At 45.7% G+C, this 16,462-nt stretch carries 11 protein-coding genes; 3 read left to right on the forward strand and 8 right to left on the reverse strand.

Annotated features, from left to right (window positions below; genetic code table 11):
• Positions 1-162: 162 nt before the first annotated feature.
• Positions 163-1,617: an MBOAT family O-acyltransferase gene (locus tag LFX17_RS12175; protein ID WP_238730492.1), complete on the reverse strand. Its 1,455-nt coding sequence runs from the start codon at positions 1,615-1,617 to the stop codon at positions 163-165.
• A gap of 178 nt (positions 1,618-1,795) precedes the next feature.
• On the opposite strand from LFX17_RS12175, the gene LFX17_RS12180 reads away from it, so the two are divergent.
• A complete protein-coding gene (locus LFX17_RS12180; protein WP_238746903.1) occupies positions 1,796-2,401 on the forward strand; it encodes a DUF3332 family protein in 606 nt (201 codons plus the stop codon).
• Between the two features lie 47 nt (positions 2,402-2,448).
• Here the strand turns inward: LFX17_RS12180 and LFX17_RS12185 are convergent, their stop codons facing one another.
• The 4 genes from LFX17_RS12185 to LFX17_RS12200 all read right to left on the reverse strand — a co-directional run bounded on the left by LFX17_RS12185 (position 2,449) and on the right by LFX17_RS12200 (position 5,632).
• Positions 2,449-2,910, reverse strand: coding sequence for a DUF192 domain-containing protein (locus LFX17_RS12185; RefSeq protein WP_238747768.1), 462 nt, complete (start codon positions 2,908-2,910; stop codon positions 2,449-2,451).
• A gap of 232 nt (positions 2,911-3,142) precedes the next feature.
• Positions 3,143-3,916 carry an enoyl-CoA hydratase-related protein gene (locus LFX17_RS12190; protein WP_238730494.1) on the reverse strand — a complete coding sequence of 258 codons (774 nt, stop codon included), beginning with the start codon at positions 3,914-3,916 and terminating at the stop codon, positions 3,143-3,145.
• Positions 3,917-3,924: 8 nt separating this feature from the next.
• The gene (locus tag LFX17_RS12195) at positions 3,925-5,307 is read right to left on the reverse strand and encodes a PP2C family protein-serine/threonine phosphatase (protein ID WP_238746904.1); all 1,383 of its coding nucleotides are present in this window, start codon (positions 5,305-5,307) and stop codon (positions 3,925-3,927) included.
• Positions 5,282-5,632, reverse strand: a complete 351-nt coding sequence (locus LFX17_RS12200; RefSeq protein WP_238731591.1) for a hypothetical protein — start codon at positions 5,630-5,632, stop codon at positions 5,282-5,284. The genes LFX17_RS12195 and LFX17_RS12200 overlap by 26 nt, the downstream gene beginning before the upstream one ends.
• 160 nt (positions 5,633-5,792) lie before the next feature.
• Between LFX17_RS12200 and LFX17_RS12205 the strand changes: the two genes are divergently transcribed.
• On the forward strand, positions 5,793-6,839 hold the full coding sequence (locus LFX17_RS12205) for a hypothetical protein (protein WP_238746905.1): 1,047 nt from the start codon (positions 5,793-5,795) through the stop codon (positions 6,837-6,839).
• Between the two features lie 611 nt (positions 6,840-7,450).
• Here LFX17_RS12205 and LFX17_RS12210 read toward each other — a convergent pair.
• Together LFX17_RS12210 and LFX17_RS12215 are read right to left on the reverse strand one after the other, a co-directional pair.
• Complete coding sequence (locus LFX17_RS12210; protein ID WP_238730497.1) at positions 7,451-9,526, reverse strand: methyl-accepting chemotaxis protein; 2,076 nt, start codon at positions 9,524-9,526, stop codon at positions 7,451-7,453.
• A gap of 28 nt (positions 9,527-9,554) precedes the next feature.
• The gene (locus tag LFX17_RS12215; protein WP_238730498.1) at positions 9,555-11,102 is read right to left on the reverse strand and encodes an LA_0442/LA_0875 N-terminal domain-containing protein; all 1,548 of its coding nucleotides are present in this window, start codon (positions 11,100-11,102) and stop codon (positions 9,555-9,557) included.
• A gap of 568 nt (positions 11,103-11,670) precedes the next feature.
• Between LFX17_RS12215 and LFX17_RS12220 the strand changes: the two genes are divergently transcribed.
• A complete protein-coding gene (locus LFX17_RS12220) occupies positions 11,671-15,726 on the forward strand; it encodes a PAS domain S-box protein (protein WP_238746906.1) in 4,056 nt (1,351 codons plus the stop codon).
• A 269-nt stretch (positions 15,727-15,995) separates the two neighbouring features.
• Here LFX17_RS12220 and LFX17_RS12225 read toward each other — a convergent pair whose 3' ends face one another.
• Entirely contained in the window at positions 15,996-16,385 is a 390-nt protein-coding gene (locus tag LFX17_RS12225) for a response regulator (RefSeq protein WP_118957727.1), read from the reverse strand.
• Between the last annotated feature and the right edge of the window lie 77 nt (positions 16,386-16,462).

Consider the following 16,462-nt stretch of genomic DNA (forward strand, 5'->3'; position numbering starts at 1 on the left):
CAACGGAATGACGGTTTGTCGAGAAGGTTTTTGTGGATCGAATAATCCCGCAGGAACGCGCAAAAAAAGAGAGAACGGATTCATACGCGTAACGTATAGACAACGAAATTGTTTCTCCGAAAAAGAAGCGTTAAATTCCCGTTAGTCGAGAATTCTTCTTTATCAAAATTGAAAGTAGATGAATGGAATTTCAAGATCCGGAGTAAACAACGCAAGAACGACCGCGATCACCGGATAAAGAGAAAACTCGAGCCACGCGGGCGGATTCCATTCTTTCTTTTTTTCGAAGATCCAATAACCGAGCCATTGTCCGACGATGATACAAAGAATGACGGGAATTCCCGTTTTGAGCATGTACGGCCGCAAACCGCCTTCGGTGTATACGAACAAACGTTTCAACATGACCCATTCTTTTTCTACGGATTCCGCTCGAAACCAAGTTCCCACCGAAATCGAAATCAAGTTGGTGACGACGATTTGAATCGGAACTCCGATCTTTTCTGGAAGAAGACGGAAGTTCGGAAAATATTTTTCCTTGAAGCTTTTGAACATCGCCTCGATCAACAGAATCGTTCCCTGACAACTTCCCCAGATAATGAAGGTCCAATTGGCTCCGTGCCAAAAACCGGCAATGAACATCGTAATCCAAAGATTGAATCTATGTCGGACCGCGCCCGCACGGTTTCCTCCTAGGGAGATATAGACGTAATCTCGGAGCCAAGTCGAAAGAGTGATGTGCCATCGTCTCCAGTATTCGGTGACGCTTTTTCCGATAAACGGCATACGAAAGTTCTCGGGAAGTTCGTATCCGAGCAGAAGAGCGGACGCATACGCCATGTCCGTATAACCGCTGAAGTCGCAATAAATCTGAATCAAAAACAAGGTCGCCGCGAGCCAGATGGCGGCGGTTCCAAAGTTCTCCGGATGCGAAAAGATCTTATCGACGATGGGAGCCACGTTATCCGAAAGAACGACCTTCTTGATATACCCGAGAATAAAATAACGGATCGCCTTTCGAAACGGAATTTCCGTCATATTCTTAACCGTTTCCATCTGCGGTAAAAAGGTTCTCGCGGTTACGATCGGTCCTGCAACGAGCTGCGGAAAAAAGGAAACGAACAAAGCGAAACGCAGAAAACTTTTTTCGGGGAGAATTTGACCGCGATATACGTCGATCGTATAACTCAAAGATTGAAACGTATAAAACGAAATTCCCACGGGGAGAATGATATGAAGAATCGGCAACGCGTTAGTCACACCGAAATGACCGAGGAAAAGATTGATCGAATCCGCAAAGAAATTATAATATTTGAAAAAACCGAGAATAAACACTAGGTTCAGAACAAGGCTGACGGTGATCAGAATAAAACGTGTTCTTTGATTTTGGGAAGAATGGATTCTCGCGGCGAGAACGAAGTCGATAACGGTCGAAAGAAGAATCAATCCTCCGAATCTCCAATCCCAGCTCATGTAAAAGTAGTAGCTGACGACGAGAAGAAAGAAATGCGTGATTGTGAGCGCTTTGGCTTCTTTTCCGAAAAAAAACGGAATCAGATACCAGTAAACCAGGAATACGAAGATAAAAAATAAGCAAAATTCTAAAGTAGGAAAAAGCAAACTTCCGCTCCCGATGTTCCCTCTATCTTTTTTTCGAACACGGTTCCGGTCAAGGAATTATGCCTGCGCTTCCTTCCGTGTTCGAACTCGATTTTCCCCTCTCAAAAAAGAAAAATCTTGCATAATTTTTCGGGAAAGGATTCAATTCTCAGAAATCTGATTAAGGGGTTGTCCTTTCATGCAACAAAATAAGTTTCGTAAGGCTATCGTAGCAATTCTTGTCCCAATGATTCTTCTCGTTTCTTTCGCGAATTGTTTCGGTAAGTTTGCGATCGTAAGAAAATTCTATAACGCAAACGAAGATTTGAACATCGGAACGGGAATGCTCGCCAAAATGATCAAAACGATCCTGTTTTGGATTCCTTTTGTTTGGCTTATGGCGATCGGTTTCTTCTTCGATTTAGTTCTTTTCAATCTTATCGAATTCTGGTCCGGAAGCAATCCGATCGGACTGAACGAATATGATGAAAACGGAAAGTTCGTAAAATCATATGAAGAAAAGGGAGAAAAACTTTTGCTTAGCTATTCCGATTTCGGAAAGAGATTGGATATCAAATTGGAAAAAGAAGGAAATTCTCAGAACCTAATCGTTTTCCGTGCAGAACCCGGTAAATTCTTCGTTGAAAAGAACGGAAAACTCGAAGAAATCATCGTGACTTCCGAAACCGTAGGATCCAAAACGATTCTGAAAATGGCGGAACAAGGAAAGTTGAAATCCACAAAAGTGATCGATACAAAAACCTTAAGCGACCTAGAAGCAAAACTCGCTTCGGATTCTCTCTAAGAATAACGAACGGTAATCAGGGATTTTTCCCTGATTACTACTTCTTATTACTGCACTGCCTTCACTCGATCGGGCAGTTTTAACACACCGTATTTTCCGATCTTCCGTTTCGCAAACCAACCCTGATTGACCTCCAACGCATACAAAGCCTTTTCGCTGGAATGATAGAGTTCCGTGGTTTGATTCGGCTTCATATCGTGTATGTCCGTGATTCTTTTGTCGCGGTTGAAATACGCGATGCTGAGAGGAATCCAAGTGTTCTTCATCCAAAAACTCAAGTAATCCGGTTCGGAAAATACGAATAACATTCCTTCGTTTTCGGCGAGATGTTTTCGATACATCAAACCTCGCGCACGATCCGTGGGAGTGTTTACGACTTCGACGAGCAGAGGATGTTCGTCCACGTAAATCGTAATCTTTTCGGAATCACGCGCCGATACGTTAGACGAAACCAGAAGAATCGCGATGAATAAGAAAAGAAGTTCGAATTTGGGTCGAATCGCTCGAATCTTTTTTAAAAAAACGGATTCTTTCGGGAGATCTTTCTTCGGAGTTCCGACAAAATCCGCCGTGAACAAGTACGGCCCCACCCTGAACTGTGGGTGGGGGGTGAGGTGGTGGGAAGAATCGGGGAAATTCTCCAATATCACAACATCCGATTTTTGACAACGGAATTTTTTCGTTACGATTTGTCGGAACATTTCGAATGAAACTCTCTTAGCCGCAAAATCGAAAGCCGACTTAAAACTGAGCCGGTCTTTTTTCGAGGAATGCGCTCATTCCTTCCTTGGATTGTCCCCCGTCGAAACAGGCGCCGAACGCTTTTTCTTCGATGGAAATTCCGTCTTTCAAGGAAACGTCCAGACCTTGCTGAATGGTCTTCTTCACTCTTTCGATCGCCTGGGGCCCTTTTTTCAAAATGGAATTCGCAATCGTTTTAGAAAAAGCTAATAGATCTTCGCCCTCTTTTACGAGTTTGTTGAGAATTCCGATTCTATATCCTTCTTCCGCGGTAATCATATCGCCCGTAACGACGAGTTCGATCGCTCTTGCGTAACCGATCAATCGCGCAAGTCTTTGCGTTCCTCCGAAACCGGGAATCAGTCCCAAGGAAACTTCCGGCAAACCGAGTTTCGCTTTTTCGGAACCGACTCGAATATCGCAAGCCAGCGCGAGTTCCATTCCTCCGCCGAGAGAAAATCCGTTGATCGCCGCGATCGAAACGATTCTGGATTGATGCAATTTTTGGAATACTCCGTTGCCGAGTTTGGAGAATTCTTCCCCTTGTGCGACGTTTAGGTCCTTCATCTCAGCGATGTCCGCGCCTGCGACGAAGGCCTTGCCTTCTCCCGTTACGATGAGAACGCGGATGTCTTTATCGTTTTCAAGAGCTTCCACTTCCCGACCGATCTGACTCAGAACTTCCTTATTGAGAGCGTTGAGAGCGGAAGGTCTTTGGATCGTAAGAACCGCGATTTGTCCTTCCTTAGTTACGTTGATTAATTTTTCACTCATTTCTTTGATTACTCCACTTCTACGATGAGAAAGAGGGTGTCGTCCTCCAGTGCTATGTTTCCGAAAAAGGTTTCCACGGCCTTCTGCACCTTAGCTTTGAAGACTCCGATATCTTTTTCGAATCGATTCTCATTCAATATTTCAAGAAGCCCTTCCGTTCCAAGAAGTTTTCCTTCCTCGTTCTTGTTTTCTATCAAACCGTCCGTGTATAAAAAGAAACGATCGTGTTCGACAAGAGGAAGTTTAACCTGCTCCGCAATCGGCTTTTTGATTCCGAAACCGAGAATCGCACCTTCGGTTTCGATCTCATGAAATTCTTTTGTGAATGATCCGTGAATCAAATACGGATGCCCCGCGTTGGAAAAGGTGATTTCTTTGGAAATAAAATCCAAAAACATATAAATCGCGGAAGCGTGATAGGATTGAAATTGTTTTTGCAAAGAATCGTCTATGTAATCCATCAAACGCGAGGGATGCACCTTAAGAATATAAGGCATCGTGGAAACCATGATCTTTACCATGGAAGCGACAAGCGCCGAGGCGATTCCGTGTCCCGCAATGTCCGTCAAAAAAATTCCCGTGTTTCCTTCCCGGAGTTGAACAAAGTCGAAGAAGTCGCCGCCGATATGATTCGGAGTGATCCGCATCACTTCGTAACGGATTCCCTTGATGCTCAATCGACCGGGAAACAGATTCTCCTGAACCTGTTTGGCAACCGTGAGATCCTGCTGGATGTATTTGTATTCCAGATCGAGTTCGGAAGAAATCGAAATCAGTCGTTTAACGATGATTACCGAAGAGGTTCCGATCACGATACAAAGTCCGTAGACTACGTCGGGTACGAAAAGAATTCTAGGAAAATCGTCGAGTCCGAGTTCGACCCGCTTGATCGTAACGAAAAAGATATGCAGACAAATCGCGATGATTCCCGTCAAAAAACAGGAGCCTTTTTTCAAGCGGAACATCTGAAAGATCACGATCAGGGAAATGAGTAAAAAATAATTGTTATAGATCTGAAGACTTTCCAAATCCTGAAATCGATAAAAGGATTCGTGAAAGAGATTCATCATCAGAAAGATGATGACGATGTTTGAGATCTGAATCACCCAAGAAAGAAATCTCTCCTGAAACGAAAGAACCAAACTCATCACGTTGATTAGAAAGATCACTCCGAGATACAAAACTCCTCGCTCCGAATTGCGTACTTCGGGAATCGCAAGCGTCGGATACATCGTGAAGTGAAGGAGAAACGCAAGACGGATAAAGGACTGATCGATTCTCGTCTGATCCTTCCACGCTTCCGCTTCGCTGTAATTGAATTCCCTTTCAAAAAACGTAAAGGGATTCAGAAAGCCGGATTTCAACTTAGCGAATTGTCTGATCCAGGTCATACCGAGTGATTTCCGATCCGGAAAGATAAATTTTTAGATTCCAACCCGATTCCAAATACTTGTCGAGTTTTTCCGAAAGTTCGAGAGCTTCCTTTTCGTCGTTTACGCGGATGAAGAACGAACCCGATCTCGCCTTATAGTTGTAAGGAAACCGTTCGCTTAACAAAAGAGTCACCCTCGTATGATCCGCACGCGTCTCGATCACGATATGAGATACGTGTTTGCGGTTGATGATTCTTTCATGAATGGGAAGATCCCAGGGATTCGTTTCCGCGGAAAAGAGCGGGCCGATCCAAAATAAAGCAGGCAATAGGAAATAGAACATCATCGTTTCTGAATTTCCCGACCCTGGGAATTTTGTTGTCCAAATTTACAAGGCTCCCGGTTTAACGCAAACCATTCCGTTTCAAAGATTCTTTTTTTTCAAAATGATGACGAACGGATTGGGATTTACATTTTTCAAGGAGCCTGGAAAAATCTTTCCTATGCAATTATTCCGCTTTCATGTCTTGGAAAAACATTTCCGAGCGTTATGGATCGTATCCGTCATTTTCGGGATTTCCGATTGCAAACCAACTTCATTCCTAATGGGAAATAATCCGTATTATCGGCTCTTTACAACCCATCCGATCACTCGAGCGGAGCGTTATTCTCTTTCCAATCCTTGGCAGGAAAGAATTTCAAGCCTCGGCGAAGAGGAGCAAAACTTTATTCAAGAAATGAATCGAATCGACGGATTTCAGGATTCTCCCTTGCCCGAAGCGGATCTGATCGTTTGGAAGTCTCGTCTTAGCGCTGTTAGACAATCTCTTCCGAATTCGGTGAATTCTTTTTTGGACAAATCCTTGTTTCGAGTGATTCTTTGTAAAAACTTGGGAAGCACCGGCTTGAGCAGTTTCGTTTACGATCGTTCCGGTCCGTTAGGCGGAGTCGTTTTTTTGGACACGGGAATGTTGACCAAAACCGCGAACGATTGGATCACTCAAAAGGAGAATTCTTCCTTTGCTCCCGGAACATTGAAACTCAACGTGAAAATCGAGTCCGACTCGAACGATACGATCGAGACGGCTCTCGAATACATTCTGCTTCACGAAATCGGTCACATCCTAAGCGTTCAAAAAAGGATTGTGCCGGACTTCCGCGAAAAGAACCGAGACTTTAGTACATTCGAATTTTCTAATGGAGTTTGGGTAAATGAAAACGATTCCGTTTTCGACGATTCGTTTCAGATGCGCAAAAAAATCAGATTCTATTCTTCCCAACCGATTTCTTTCGATTCCGAATGGGCAGGCATTTATCCGGTTCTGGAAAAAACTCCTTTCCCTACTTTATACTCCTCGATCAACGGAGACGACTTCTTTGCGGACGCATTCGTTTCCTATGTTCATACGATTTTACAAAAGAAGATCTGGAATTTGGAAATCAAGCAAGAGAACGGGGTAAAAGTTTTTGAGATGAAGAATGGAATCCAAGAACCTCGTTGTAAAAAACAAAAGGAATTCTTGGATCGTCTGTTTGCCGAGATGAAGTAATCGCGGACTTTTTTTTTGACTCTCTAAAGTTGTTCCGACAAGAATGAAGCTTTTTACTTGCAAAAAGTATGATTTTCTGATAGAGCGGAATTTGCCGTTTTTTCCCGCCTCCTCTCCACCGCCGCCCGAAACAAGGGCGGGGCTGTTTCGTTTTTCAGCAAGATTGTCGGAACTACGGCCGCATTTTTATTCACTGCTGCATTTCCCCTTTTTTTCTCGAAACTGGAAACTCGATTCCTAAACGCCGATCCATAGAGAGGCGTTTGCAGAGTTTACTGGGTCGCAATTCTTCGCTACGCAAAGAGCCTACATAAAACTCAGCAGCTCGCTTCCTATGGGTCGCGAGAAACTCAGCAGAACGCTTCCCTATGGGTCGCGAGAAACTCAGCAGAACGCTTCCTATGGGTCGCGAGAAACTCAGCAGAACGCTTCCTATGGGTCGCGAGAAACTCAGCAGCTCGCTTCCTATGGGTCGCGAGAAACTCAGCAGCTCGCTTCCTATGGGTCGCGAGAAACTCAGCAGAACGCTTCCTATGGGTCGCGAGAAACTCAGCAGAACGCTTCCTATGGGTCGCGAGAAACTCAGCAGAACGCTTCCTATGGGTCGCGTTCTATATCTTAAATTTATTGATCAGACGAATCAGACCTTCGGATTGGGTGTGCATGTTTTTGGAAAAACCGGTGAGGTCGTCCGCCCCACTCGCGATTTCCTGCGTTCCATCCGAAATGCTCACGATCGTTTTTGTGATCTCATCGGTGGCGCGTTTTTGTTCCTGAACCGCTTCTTCGATCTGAAGACTGAAACTCATAAGAGAACTCGCGCTCTGATGAATCTTTTCCGTGTTCTTTTCCTGCGTATTCACCGAATCGAGAACGTTCTTCGCGGAAACCCCGAACATATCCACCGAACTTCGGAGCTTCGCAAGAATATCGGACGCTTCTTTAACCTTGCTCGTTCCGTTCATCACGGCGCGGTTCGTGGATTCCACGAGTTGTCCGATCTCTTGAACGCTGTTGGAAGTTTGCGACGCGAGTTTGGAGATTTCCTCCGCAACGACCGCAAACCCTTTTCCGGCCTCTCCCGCGCGGGCGGCTTCGATCGCGGCGTTTAACGCGAGTAAGTTGGTCTTTTCGGAAATATCGGTGATGATGGAAAGAATCTCGTTGATCCGGGAAGCGCTGTCTCCGATCTCATCCATCGCCTTGGTGGACTGATTCATGGAACTCTCGCCGGTCGTCGCTTGCTGTTGCGATTCTCCCGCGAGGGATGCAAGAGACTTCATCTCGTCGTTGATTCTCGCGATTTGTTCCTTCAACAAGACCACGTTCCCGTCGATGTCCTTCATGTGCGAAATCGCGCGATCCATGGACTTGCCTACATTCTCCGCGGATGCGGCCAACTCTTCGATCGCAGCCGAGGATTCTTCCGATGCGGAAGCCTGCTCCTGAGCGACGTCGTAAAAACTTTTGGAAGACTCGGCCATCTGATCCGAAGTCGAATTCAAAGACTCGGAAGAACCCTTGATCTCCAAGATGATGCTCTTGAGATTATTCTTCATATGATCCAAGGAAAGAAGAAGTTTTCCTACTTCGTCCTTGCGTTCATAGGAATTTTCCACCACAAGATTTCCGGAGGAAACCTCCTCCGAAAAGGAGATGGCCGTGTTGATTCCGTGCGTAATCAATTTTTGGAATATTAGATTGAATACGATTACGATGATGATCATCGTAAACAGAGACGTAGCGATCGTCTCCGCAATCACTCTTGAAAGATTTTTCCAGAAGATGCTGTCCGGAACGCTGACTTCCAAGATCCATTTCTTATTGTAATTCCCCAAATAGAAGGAATAAAAGAAATGCGTCGCTCCTCCTCGTTCGTAAGCTTGAATCTCGTCCTTCAGACTTCCTTCCAGGATTTTTTTCTTCCATTCGGGATCTTGAATTTCCTTTCCGACGAGCTCGGGCTGCAATCCGTTCGCAGCATAATAACCTCCGGGAGAAATCAAACTCAGATATCCTTCTCCTTGATACGGCCGAATCGGTTCGAGCATCTCCTGCATGTTTTCCATCGTGATATCCATCCCCACGACGCCCGCGACTTCGCCGTTTCTGCGAACCGGTTTTACGACGGATATCATCAGGATCTCGCGACCCGAAACGGGATACGCAAACGGATCGGCGATAAAATCGATTCCCGTTTTTTTGGGAACGTTATAAAAGTATCCGCTCGCATCCTGATTTTCGTAATAGATGACCGGCTCCAATACCAAAGGTTTGTCCGCGCCTGCAGCCTTATTGATGTAAGGAATAAATCTTCCCGTCGCGTCGTAGCCTTGTCGATTGACGTATTTCGAATCCAAAGAATCGAATTTACCCGGTTCGAATACGGACCAAGCTCCGAAATAATTCGGATCGCTCTTTGCAAGATCCTTTAACGTTTCGATCGTTTCCTCTCGGGTCGGTCTTGCGTGCGAAAGTTGAAATTCAAGACCGCGCAAGCCGCCGAGAGCCTTGTCGAAAAAGTCCCGAATTTCGAACGCGTATCTCGACGCAACCATCGCGGAAGAATCCTGAATATCCCGCGAAAGTTTAAAGTACGTCGTAATCGTATTGATGGTGGTAATCGCGATGCTTCCCGCCAAAAGTACGAGTGCAAGATATAACGATATTCGAAACCTGATGCTCATGAATCTTCCTGTGCTTCTTTATATTTTTTTAAAAACTATGCGAGAATCCGACGCTGAACCAGAATAAATGCGCCGGAATTTTCTGCAATAAATACGATTCTCGGATCGCCTGTCTCAAGGAACCGTCCCCCGCGTCCGGAATCAAAGGACTGTTCGCGATCTGATCGAGCAGGTATTGATTGATCGGACCGTTGACCTTCGAAGGATCCACGATCAACCCGTCTTTCGTGTTTCGGTTAACGTACCCGCCGGTGGCTCCGTAGTAGTTGTCCGTGTCGTACATATACAGATTCGGACGGTATACGTGATTTCCTTTGACGAAGAATTTGCCGAAGTAAAAGGTCAAGCTGCTCGTGATGTCCTGAATCCCGTAGCGGTTGTCCACGATGTTGTTGGACATCTCGTATCCGATGTTGACCGCGGGAGTAATTCTGAAAAATTTCTCCGCAAAATACTCGTGACTCATGTAGAGAGAAAGATAATTCTTACCGGCCGCCAAACTCGCGTTTTCCGCACTCAGCTGAGTATAAAAGGAAATCGTAGGACTCACGTAGGAAAGAAACGGAAGTTGCCAAAAGATATAATATTCCTGCCAAGCGAGGCGGGTCACCTGATTGGAGGTATTGTTCGAGCTGGTGACACCCTGCGCCGCGAGAGAATTATAACCTCCTAATGGAGCCGAAACATACGCCGGGTTTTTGTTGAACGTATTGTAAAACCAAGTTCCCACGGTGAATTTTCCCCAACTCGTCTTCTCGAACGTATAATAGAACGCATAGAACAATCCGTCCGCACGTTTCATACCGTTTTGTTCCTTATACGGTTTCGGAACCAGACCTCCACAGGTTGCACCGGTCGCGAGCGTTCCGTTCATCACGTTGTTCTGCGTATCGTAGACGCAGCTTTGATTCAGAAGATCCGGATTCGGGGCGGTGAACGGATTTCCTTGTCCGGGGTAGGCAGGACCGGGACCGCCGGGAAATAATTGAAAACGTCCGTCGTTGTCCTTATCGTTTCTTTCCGTTAGCTGGAAGTTTCCCCAAAACTGAATCTTAAAACCTTTCAACGGAGTATTGATGTCGATCGTGGGTTGATACGAAGGAACGATCGTAGTGGAAGGGTAGCTTTCGTTTCTTCGGCGATTTGCCATCTCTCCGGAAAAACTGAGCCCCCTCCAGATAAAGTCCGTTACGATCTCGTGCGTCACGTCGATCGTCGTGTCGTTTCCTTGGGAAGAAGCATGAGGCGGTTCCCGTTCGATCGGCGTTGCGATTCCTGCATACGGGTTTTGATGAGGAGGCGGTTCGGATTTCGCACCGGAGGATTTATCCGAAGAGATCGTATTTTTATTCTTATCTTGCGGTCTTTCGTATGTTACGCTGACCACGTTTTCTTTCGCAAAATAACGGATAAAGTCTTCGTTCTCCGCGAGAAGAACTTTCTCGTCGTCCTCCAAAACGACCTTGCCTCGGTAGATCGAACCGTTTTTAAGTCGGACGATATCGGCGGCAAAAAGGGAAGAACTCCAAACGAGGAAAAAACAGAATACGAGAAGAAGGGAAATTTTGAGCCTCATACGTTTACAACCTTGTCAATTTTTTATTTCATATTTTGCGAATTTTCAAGTAGAAATGATTCTTCAAATTGCTCTTTTGTATTTCGCGCGCAACCCGAGGAGAATAACAGAAATTAGAAATAGAGAGAAGAATCAACCAGTAAAAAACATTTTCTTTCGACGAACGGAAAGTCTGCGATCTTGCAGAAGGAATCCGCTTAAAAAGCGAGCAAAATGATTTAAGACAAAATTGCGTCTTTTCTGAGAAATATTTTTTAAAATTTCGATCGTATCCGATTCACCGCGAGTAGAATCAGTCGAGTGGATTCGATCTGAATGGAACATTCATTTTTTTTTACAGAACGAATTTCTAATTTCTGATTTCACAACATTCGCGCCGGATTATATAAAGGTATCTGAATTTTATAATTTCGCGCCGGAGTAGAAAAAAGATTTCGAATCGATTGAATTTTAAAGCAAGAAGATACGAATAACAATATCGAACCAACACGATCGTTTTTATGAGAGACCATTCAAGACATAAACAGCCCTTATACGATCTACGCAAAGCGCAGCGGTGCGATCACGCATGAAACCGGAAAAAGAAGGTTCCATCGAAACGTTAAGACGACAGTATGAGGAAGCAATCCAAAAGACGAAAGTTTTGGAAGAAACCGTCCGCGAAAACGAAACCCTCAAAGCGTCCTTACAAAAGGCCGAGATTCGGATTTCACAGATCATCGAAAATTCTCCCGATGCGATCGTGATCCTGGACATCTCCACCGGCAAATTTCAATCGGTAAATCAAAGAGCGGTCGATATTTTCGGATTTACAAAGGAAGAATTTCAGCAAATCGGTCCGGTCGATATCAGCCCACCTCGGCAAGAGGACGGAAGAACGAGCTTCGAAGCCGCTACCGCCTACATTCAAAGAGCCATTCAGGGAGAATTGGTCACGTTCGAATGGCTGCATCGGGCAAAATCGGGAGAAATCATTCCTTGCGAAGTCCGTTTGATTGCCCTGCTTGGAGAAAACATTCTCATCCGAGGAAGTATATTAGATTTTCGTGATCAAAAGAAAATCAAGGACGAACTGAAAGAGAATCAGAAACGTCTCGAATCCGCAATCTACGGAGCCGAACTGGGACTTTGGGAATGGGACGTAGAAACCAACGGAAACAAATACAACGATTATTGGGCGGAGATGCTCGGTTATAAACTCGAAGATCTCGAGCCGCACGTGAATACATGGCAATCGCTGATTCATCCGGACGATCTTGCGCACGTCAACACGGCGTTGCAGAGTTATATTGCGGGCAAATCCCCCGTTTACGAAGCCGAGTTCCGCATGAAATGCGGCGACGGCTCCTGGAAATGGATTTTTACCGCGGGAAAATTCACGGACTTCGATGCGAACGGAAAGCCGCTTAAGATGTATGGAATTCACGCGGACATAGATCGACGTAAAAAGGCGGAACAGGAACTCAAGGAAAAGGAAGCGGCCCTTTCCCGATCTCAGAAACTTTCGGGACTCGGTTCCTGGGAATACGATCGCTCGACCGGCAAAATCGCGGTTTCCGAACAACTCGGAAAAATCTACGAACGACCGAACGGAATCGAAGACGGAATCAAGGAACTGGAATTCGTTCACCCCGAGGATCGCGACCGTGTCCGCCATTACTTCGGAGAAGCGATCAAAAACAAATACATTCGAGAAATCGAATATAGGATCGTAACCCCGACGGGAAAAATCAAAACGGTATTCAATCAAAGCGAATTGATCCTGGATGAAAAGGGAGAAGTCGTTAAGATCATCGGATCGGTTTTGGACGTCAGCGAAAAAAGAAAAAACGAAAGACTTCTTCAATTCCGTCTCGGATTCGAGACGATCACGACCGCAGTCTCAAGAGCGATCATCAACCTTCCTCTATCCTCCATCTCGCAGACCATCCATTCCGGTTTGGAAAAACTGGGAACGTTTTTGAACATGCAGCGTGTCAATATCGTATTCTACAACGAAACCTTTACGACAAGAAAAGTGGTGCACGAATGGATCGATCCGAAAGCTGCGATCCGAACCTCGAACCTCAACCAAGTCGAAACGATCGATCCACATAGTTTTTTTACGGCAGAGATGCGCATGGGAAGAATCGCAAAAATCGCCAAGGTGGAAGATCTTCCGGTCGAAGCGGTTTCGGATCGGCAACTTTTGACGAACAACGGAATTCAATCCTTTACGGCGGTTCCGCTTCTCATCGGAGGAGTTCTCAAAGGAAGACTCGGATTCGGTTCAGAAAAAATCGGAAACATCCAAGAGGCAGAACTCGACACATTAGAAAATCAGCTTTTACGCAACTTTGCGGAGATCGTAATCAACGCGCTCGAACGAAAACGCGTGGATGAAGAATTAACCCAAGAGAGGGATCTTCTTTCTTCCATCACGGAGAACAGCGCGACGTCGATCGTGGTCTTGAATCCCCAGGGAAAAATTCTCTACGCGAATAAAAGTTCGGAACACGTTCTCGGAATCGAACTCACCGACATCACATCCAGAAGTTACAACTCGAAACAATGGGAAGCCAAATCGGTGGACGGCGGAGAATGGAAAGAGGAAGATCAACCGTTTACAGTCGTTATGCGAACGGGCAAACCGGTCTACGACATCCGTCATTCGATCGTGACATCGGACAAACAAATCAAATATCTTTCCGTAAACGGTTCTCCCGTAAAAAACCAGGAAGGCGAAATCATATCCCTAGTATTCCTCGTAACCGACATCACCGAAAACGTGTTAAACGAACGAGAGCTCCGAGAGAGCGAGGATCGTCTACGGCTCGCACTCAACGCGGCGAATATGGGAAGCTGGAGCTGGGACATTCGAGAAGACCGCATAACGTGGTCAGAAAAGGCGTTTCAGATTTTTCGGATCAAGCCGGAAGACTTCGGAGGAAATCTCCGATCGATTATGGATTTGGTTCATCCCGAAGACCGTCCTAGTTTGGACAAACTCATGCGAGAAGTGCTTTCGGGCGAAAGAGGGGCCGAAGGAGACGATATTTACTTTCAACACAGGGTCTTATTCGGAGACGGAGAAATCGCCTGGGTGGAAGCGAAGGCGAAACTCTTTCGAGATAAACATTCGAATCCTCTTCGCGTAGTCGGAACCGTAACCGACGTCACCGAACGAAAAAGAGCCGAGGAAGAATTGAAGGCCTCCGAATTGAGGTTCCAGACCTTTTATCAATTTTCGAACGAAGCGATTCTTCTCGTCGAACGGGGAAAAATCCGTATTTCGGATTCGAACCTTGCGTTTCAGAAATTATTCGGATATACGGCAGCGGAAGCGATCGGGCTCAACGTCGCACGTTTATTGTCCAAAGAATCACTCCAAGACCTTCTTTCGAAAAAGTTTCTCATCGGCAGCAAGGATTCGATGGAAGTCGTCGCCAAAAAGAAGAACGGAAATTTATTTCCTGCGATTATCAGCCAAAGAGTGTTCGTAAGCAAAGGTAGCACCTATTATTCCGTCAACATCATCGACACGACTCCGTTCAAGGAAGCCGAGGAACTTCGGATCATAAACGACGAGATCCGCGTTCGAAACAGATTGATCGAAATCCAAAAGACCGAACTTGAAAACACTCTCGACAATTTGAAGAAGACGCAGTCGCAGCTCATTCAAAGCGAAAAGATGGCCGCTCTGGGACAACTCATGGCGGGAATCGCGCACGAGATCAACAACCCGATCGGAGCGGTTCAAGCTTCCAATCAGAACATTCAGGAATGTTTAAATCGATTTCGTTCCCTATTGCCCGGAGTTCAAATCGCGATGGGAACCTTGAATGCTGAAATGAGGGAACTCTCAGCCGAGTTTATCGAAAGCGCGATCCAGAGCAACGAACACTATACGGGAATGGAACAGAGAAACCGTAAGAAGGCGATCACAAGCGTGCTGGAATCCAAGAAGATCCCCACACGTCTCGCGGTTTCCTACGCGGACACGTTAGTCGACATGGGCATCGGAGAACTCAACGAAAAATTCATTCCACTTCTACTGCTCGACCAATCCGAATTGATTTTGGAATATTCTTCCCTCGAGTCCTACTTTTTTAGGAATACAAAAACGGTCCAAGTCGCCGTGGATCGGATTTCCAAAATTCTATACGCTCTCAAAAACTTTTCGCACTTCGATATCGCAGGGGAAAAAATTCTCGCATCCGTCAAGGACACGATCGAAACCGTTCTAACGATCTATCACAATCAACTCAAGAAGGGTGTGGATCTTCAGAAGGACTTCGACGATGTCCCGCCGATTCTTTGTTATCCGGACGACCTTCTCCATATCTGGACCAATCTCATCTACAATTCTTTGCAGGCGATGCAGTTCAAAGGGGCGATCACCATCCGATTGAAACAGGTAAACGGAGAATTGATGGTGGATGTGAAAGACAATGGCCCCGGTATTCCGCAGGAGATACAGGATAAAATCTTCGAACCGTTTTTTACGACAAAAGCTCCGGGAGAAGGAAGCGGACTCGGTTTGGATATCGTGAAAAAGATCGTACAAAAACACGAAGGAAGAATCGAACTCGAAAGCGTTCCGGGCAGCACATCGTTTCGGATCTACTTACCGATCGAGAATTAAAACCACGCTGTAAGAAAAATCCTGTCGTAGTTCCGACAATCTCCCGTGAAAACGCGCGCCCCGCCCTAATTGGGTGGAGGAGGCGGGTCCGCGGGAAAAAATCGGAAAATTTTCTATATCACGAAATCGGACTTACGTCAAATCGAATTGTTTCGTTTTCTTAAATGTTCCGACAGGAAACAAAGAATGATTCTTGCGAAAAACTTACTCCCATTGGGTCTGTTGCGCTCAGCTTCGCTGAGAATCAACGCCGATCCATGGAGAGGCGCTTATCCCTCTAACGCAGTCGTAATCGTGGAGACGAGTTCGCGTTCGTCCCAAGGTTTTTTCAGATAAGAGCGCAGATTGATTTCTTTTTTCAGGGCTTCGATGGACGAATCGTCCGCGTGACCGGTCACGATCACCTTTTGAATCTCCGGATATTTGCTGTGAACCTGTCTAAGGAATTCGTCTCCCTTAACGTTAGGCATCAACCAATCGGAAATAATAATAAGAATACGAACATCTTCATGAATTAACTCTTCGATGATCTGCCAAGCCTCTCCGGCGTCGAGCGCCGTTTCGTACCTGTACCCGTCTCCTAGATGACGTTTCACCTGGGATTTCATGCTCATGAGGATCAGAGCTTCATCGTCTACAAAAAGAATTGCCTTATCCAACTGAAATACTCACCTATTCTATTCGACTTATCGAATCGTCAAAAAACGCAAGGCGTTACGTTATTTGGAAAAAAAAT

Source organism: Leptospira sanjuanensis (assembly GCF_022267375.1).
GTDB classification, from domain to species: Bacteria; Spirochaetota; Leptospiria; order Leptospirales; family Leptospiraceae; genus Leptospira; species Leptospira sanjuanensis.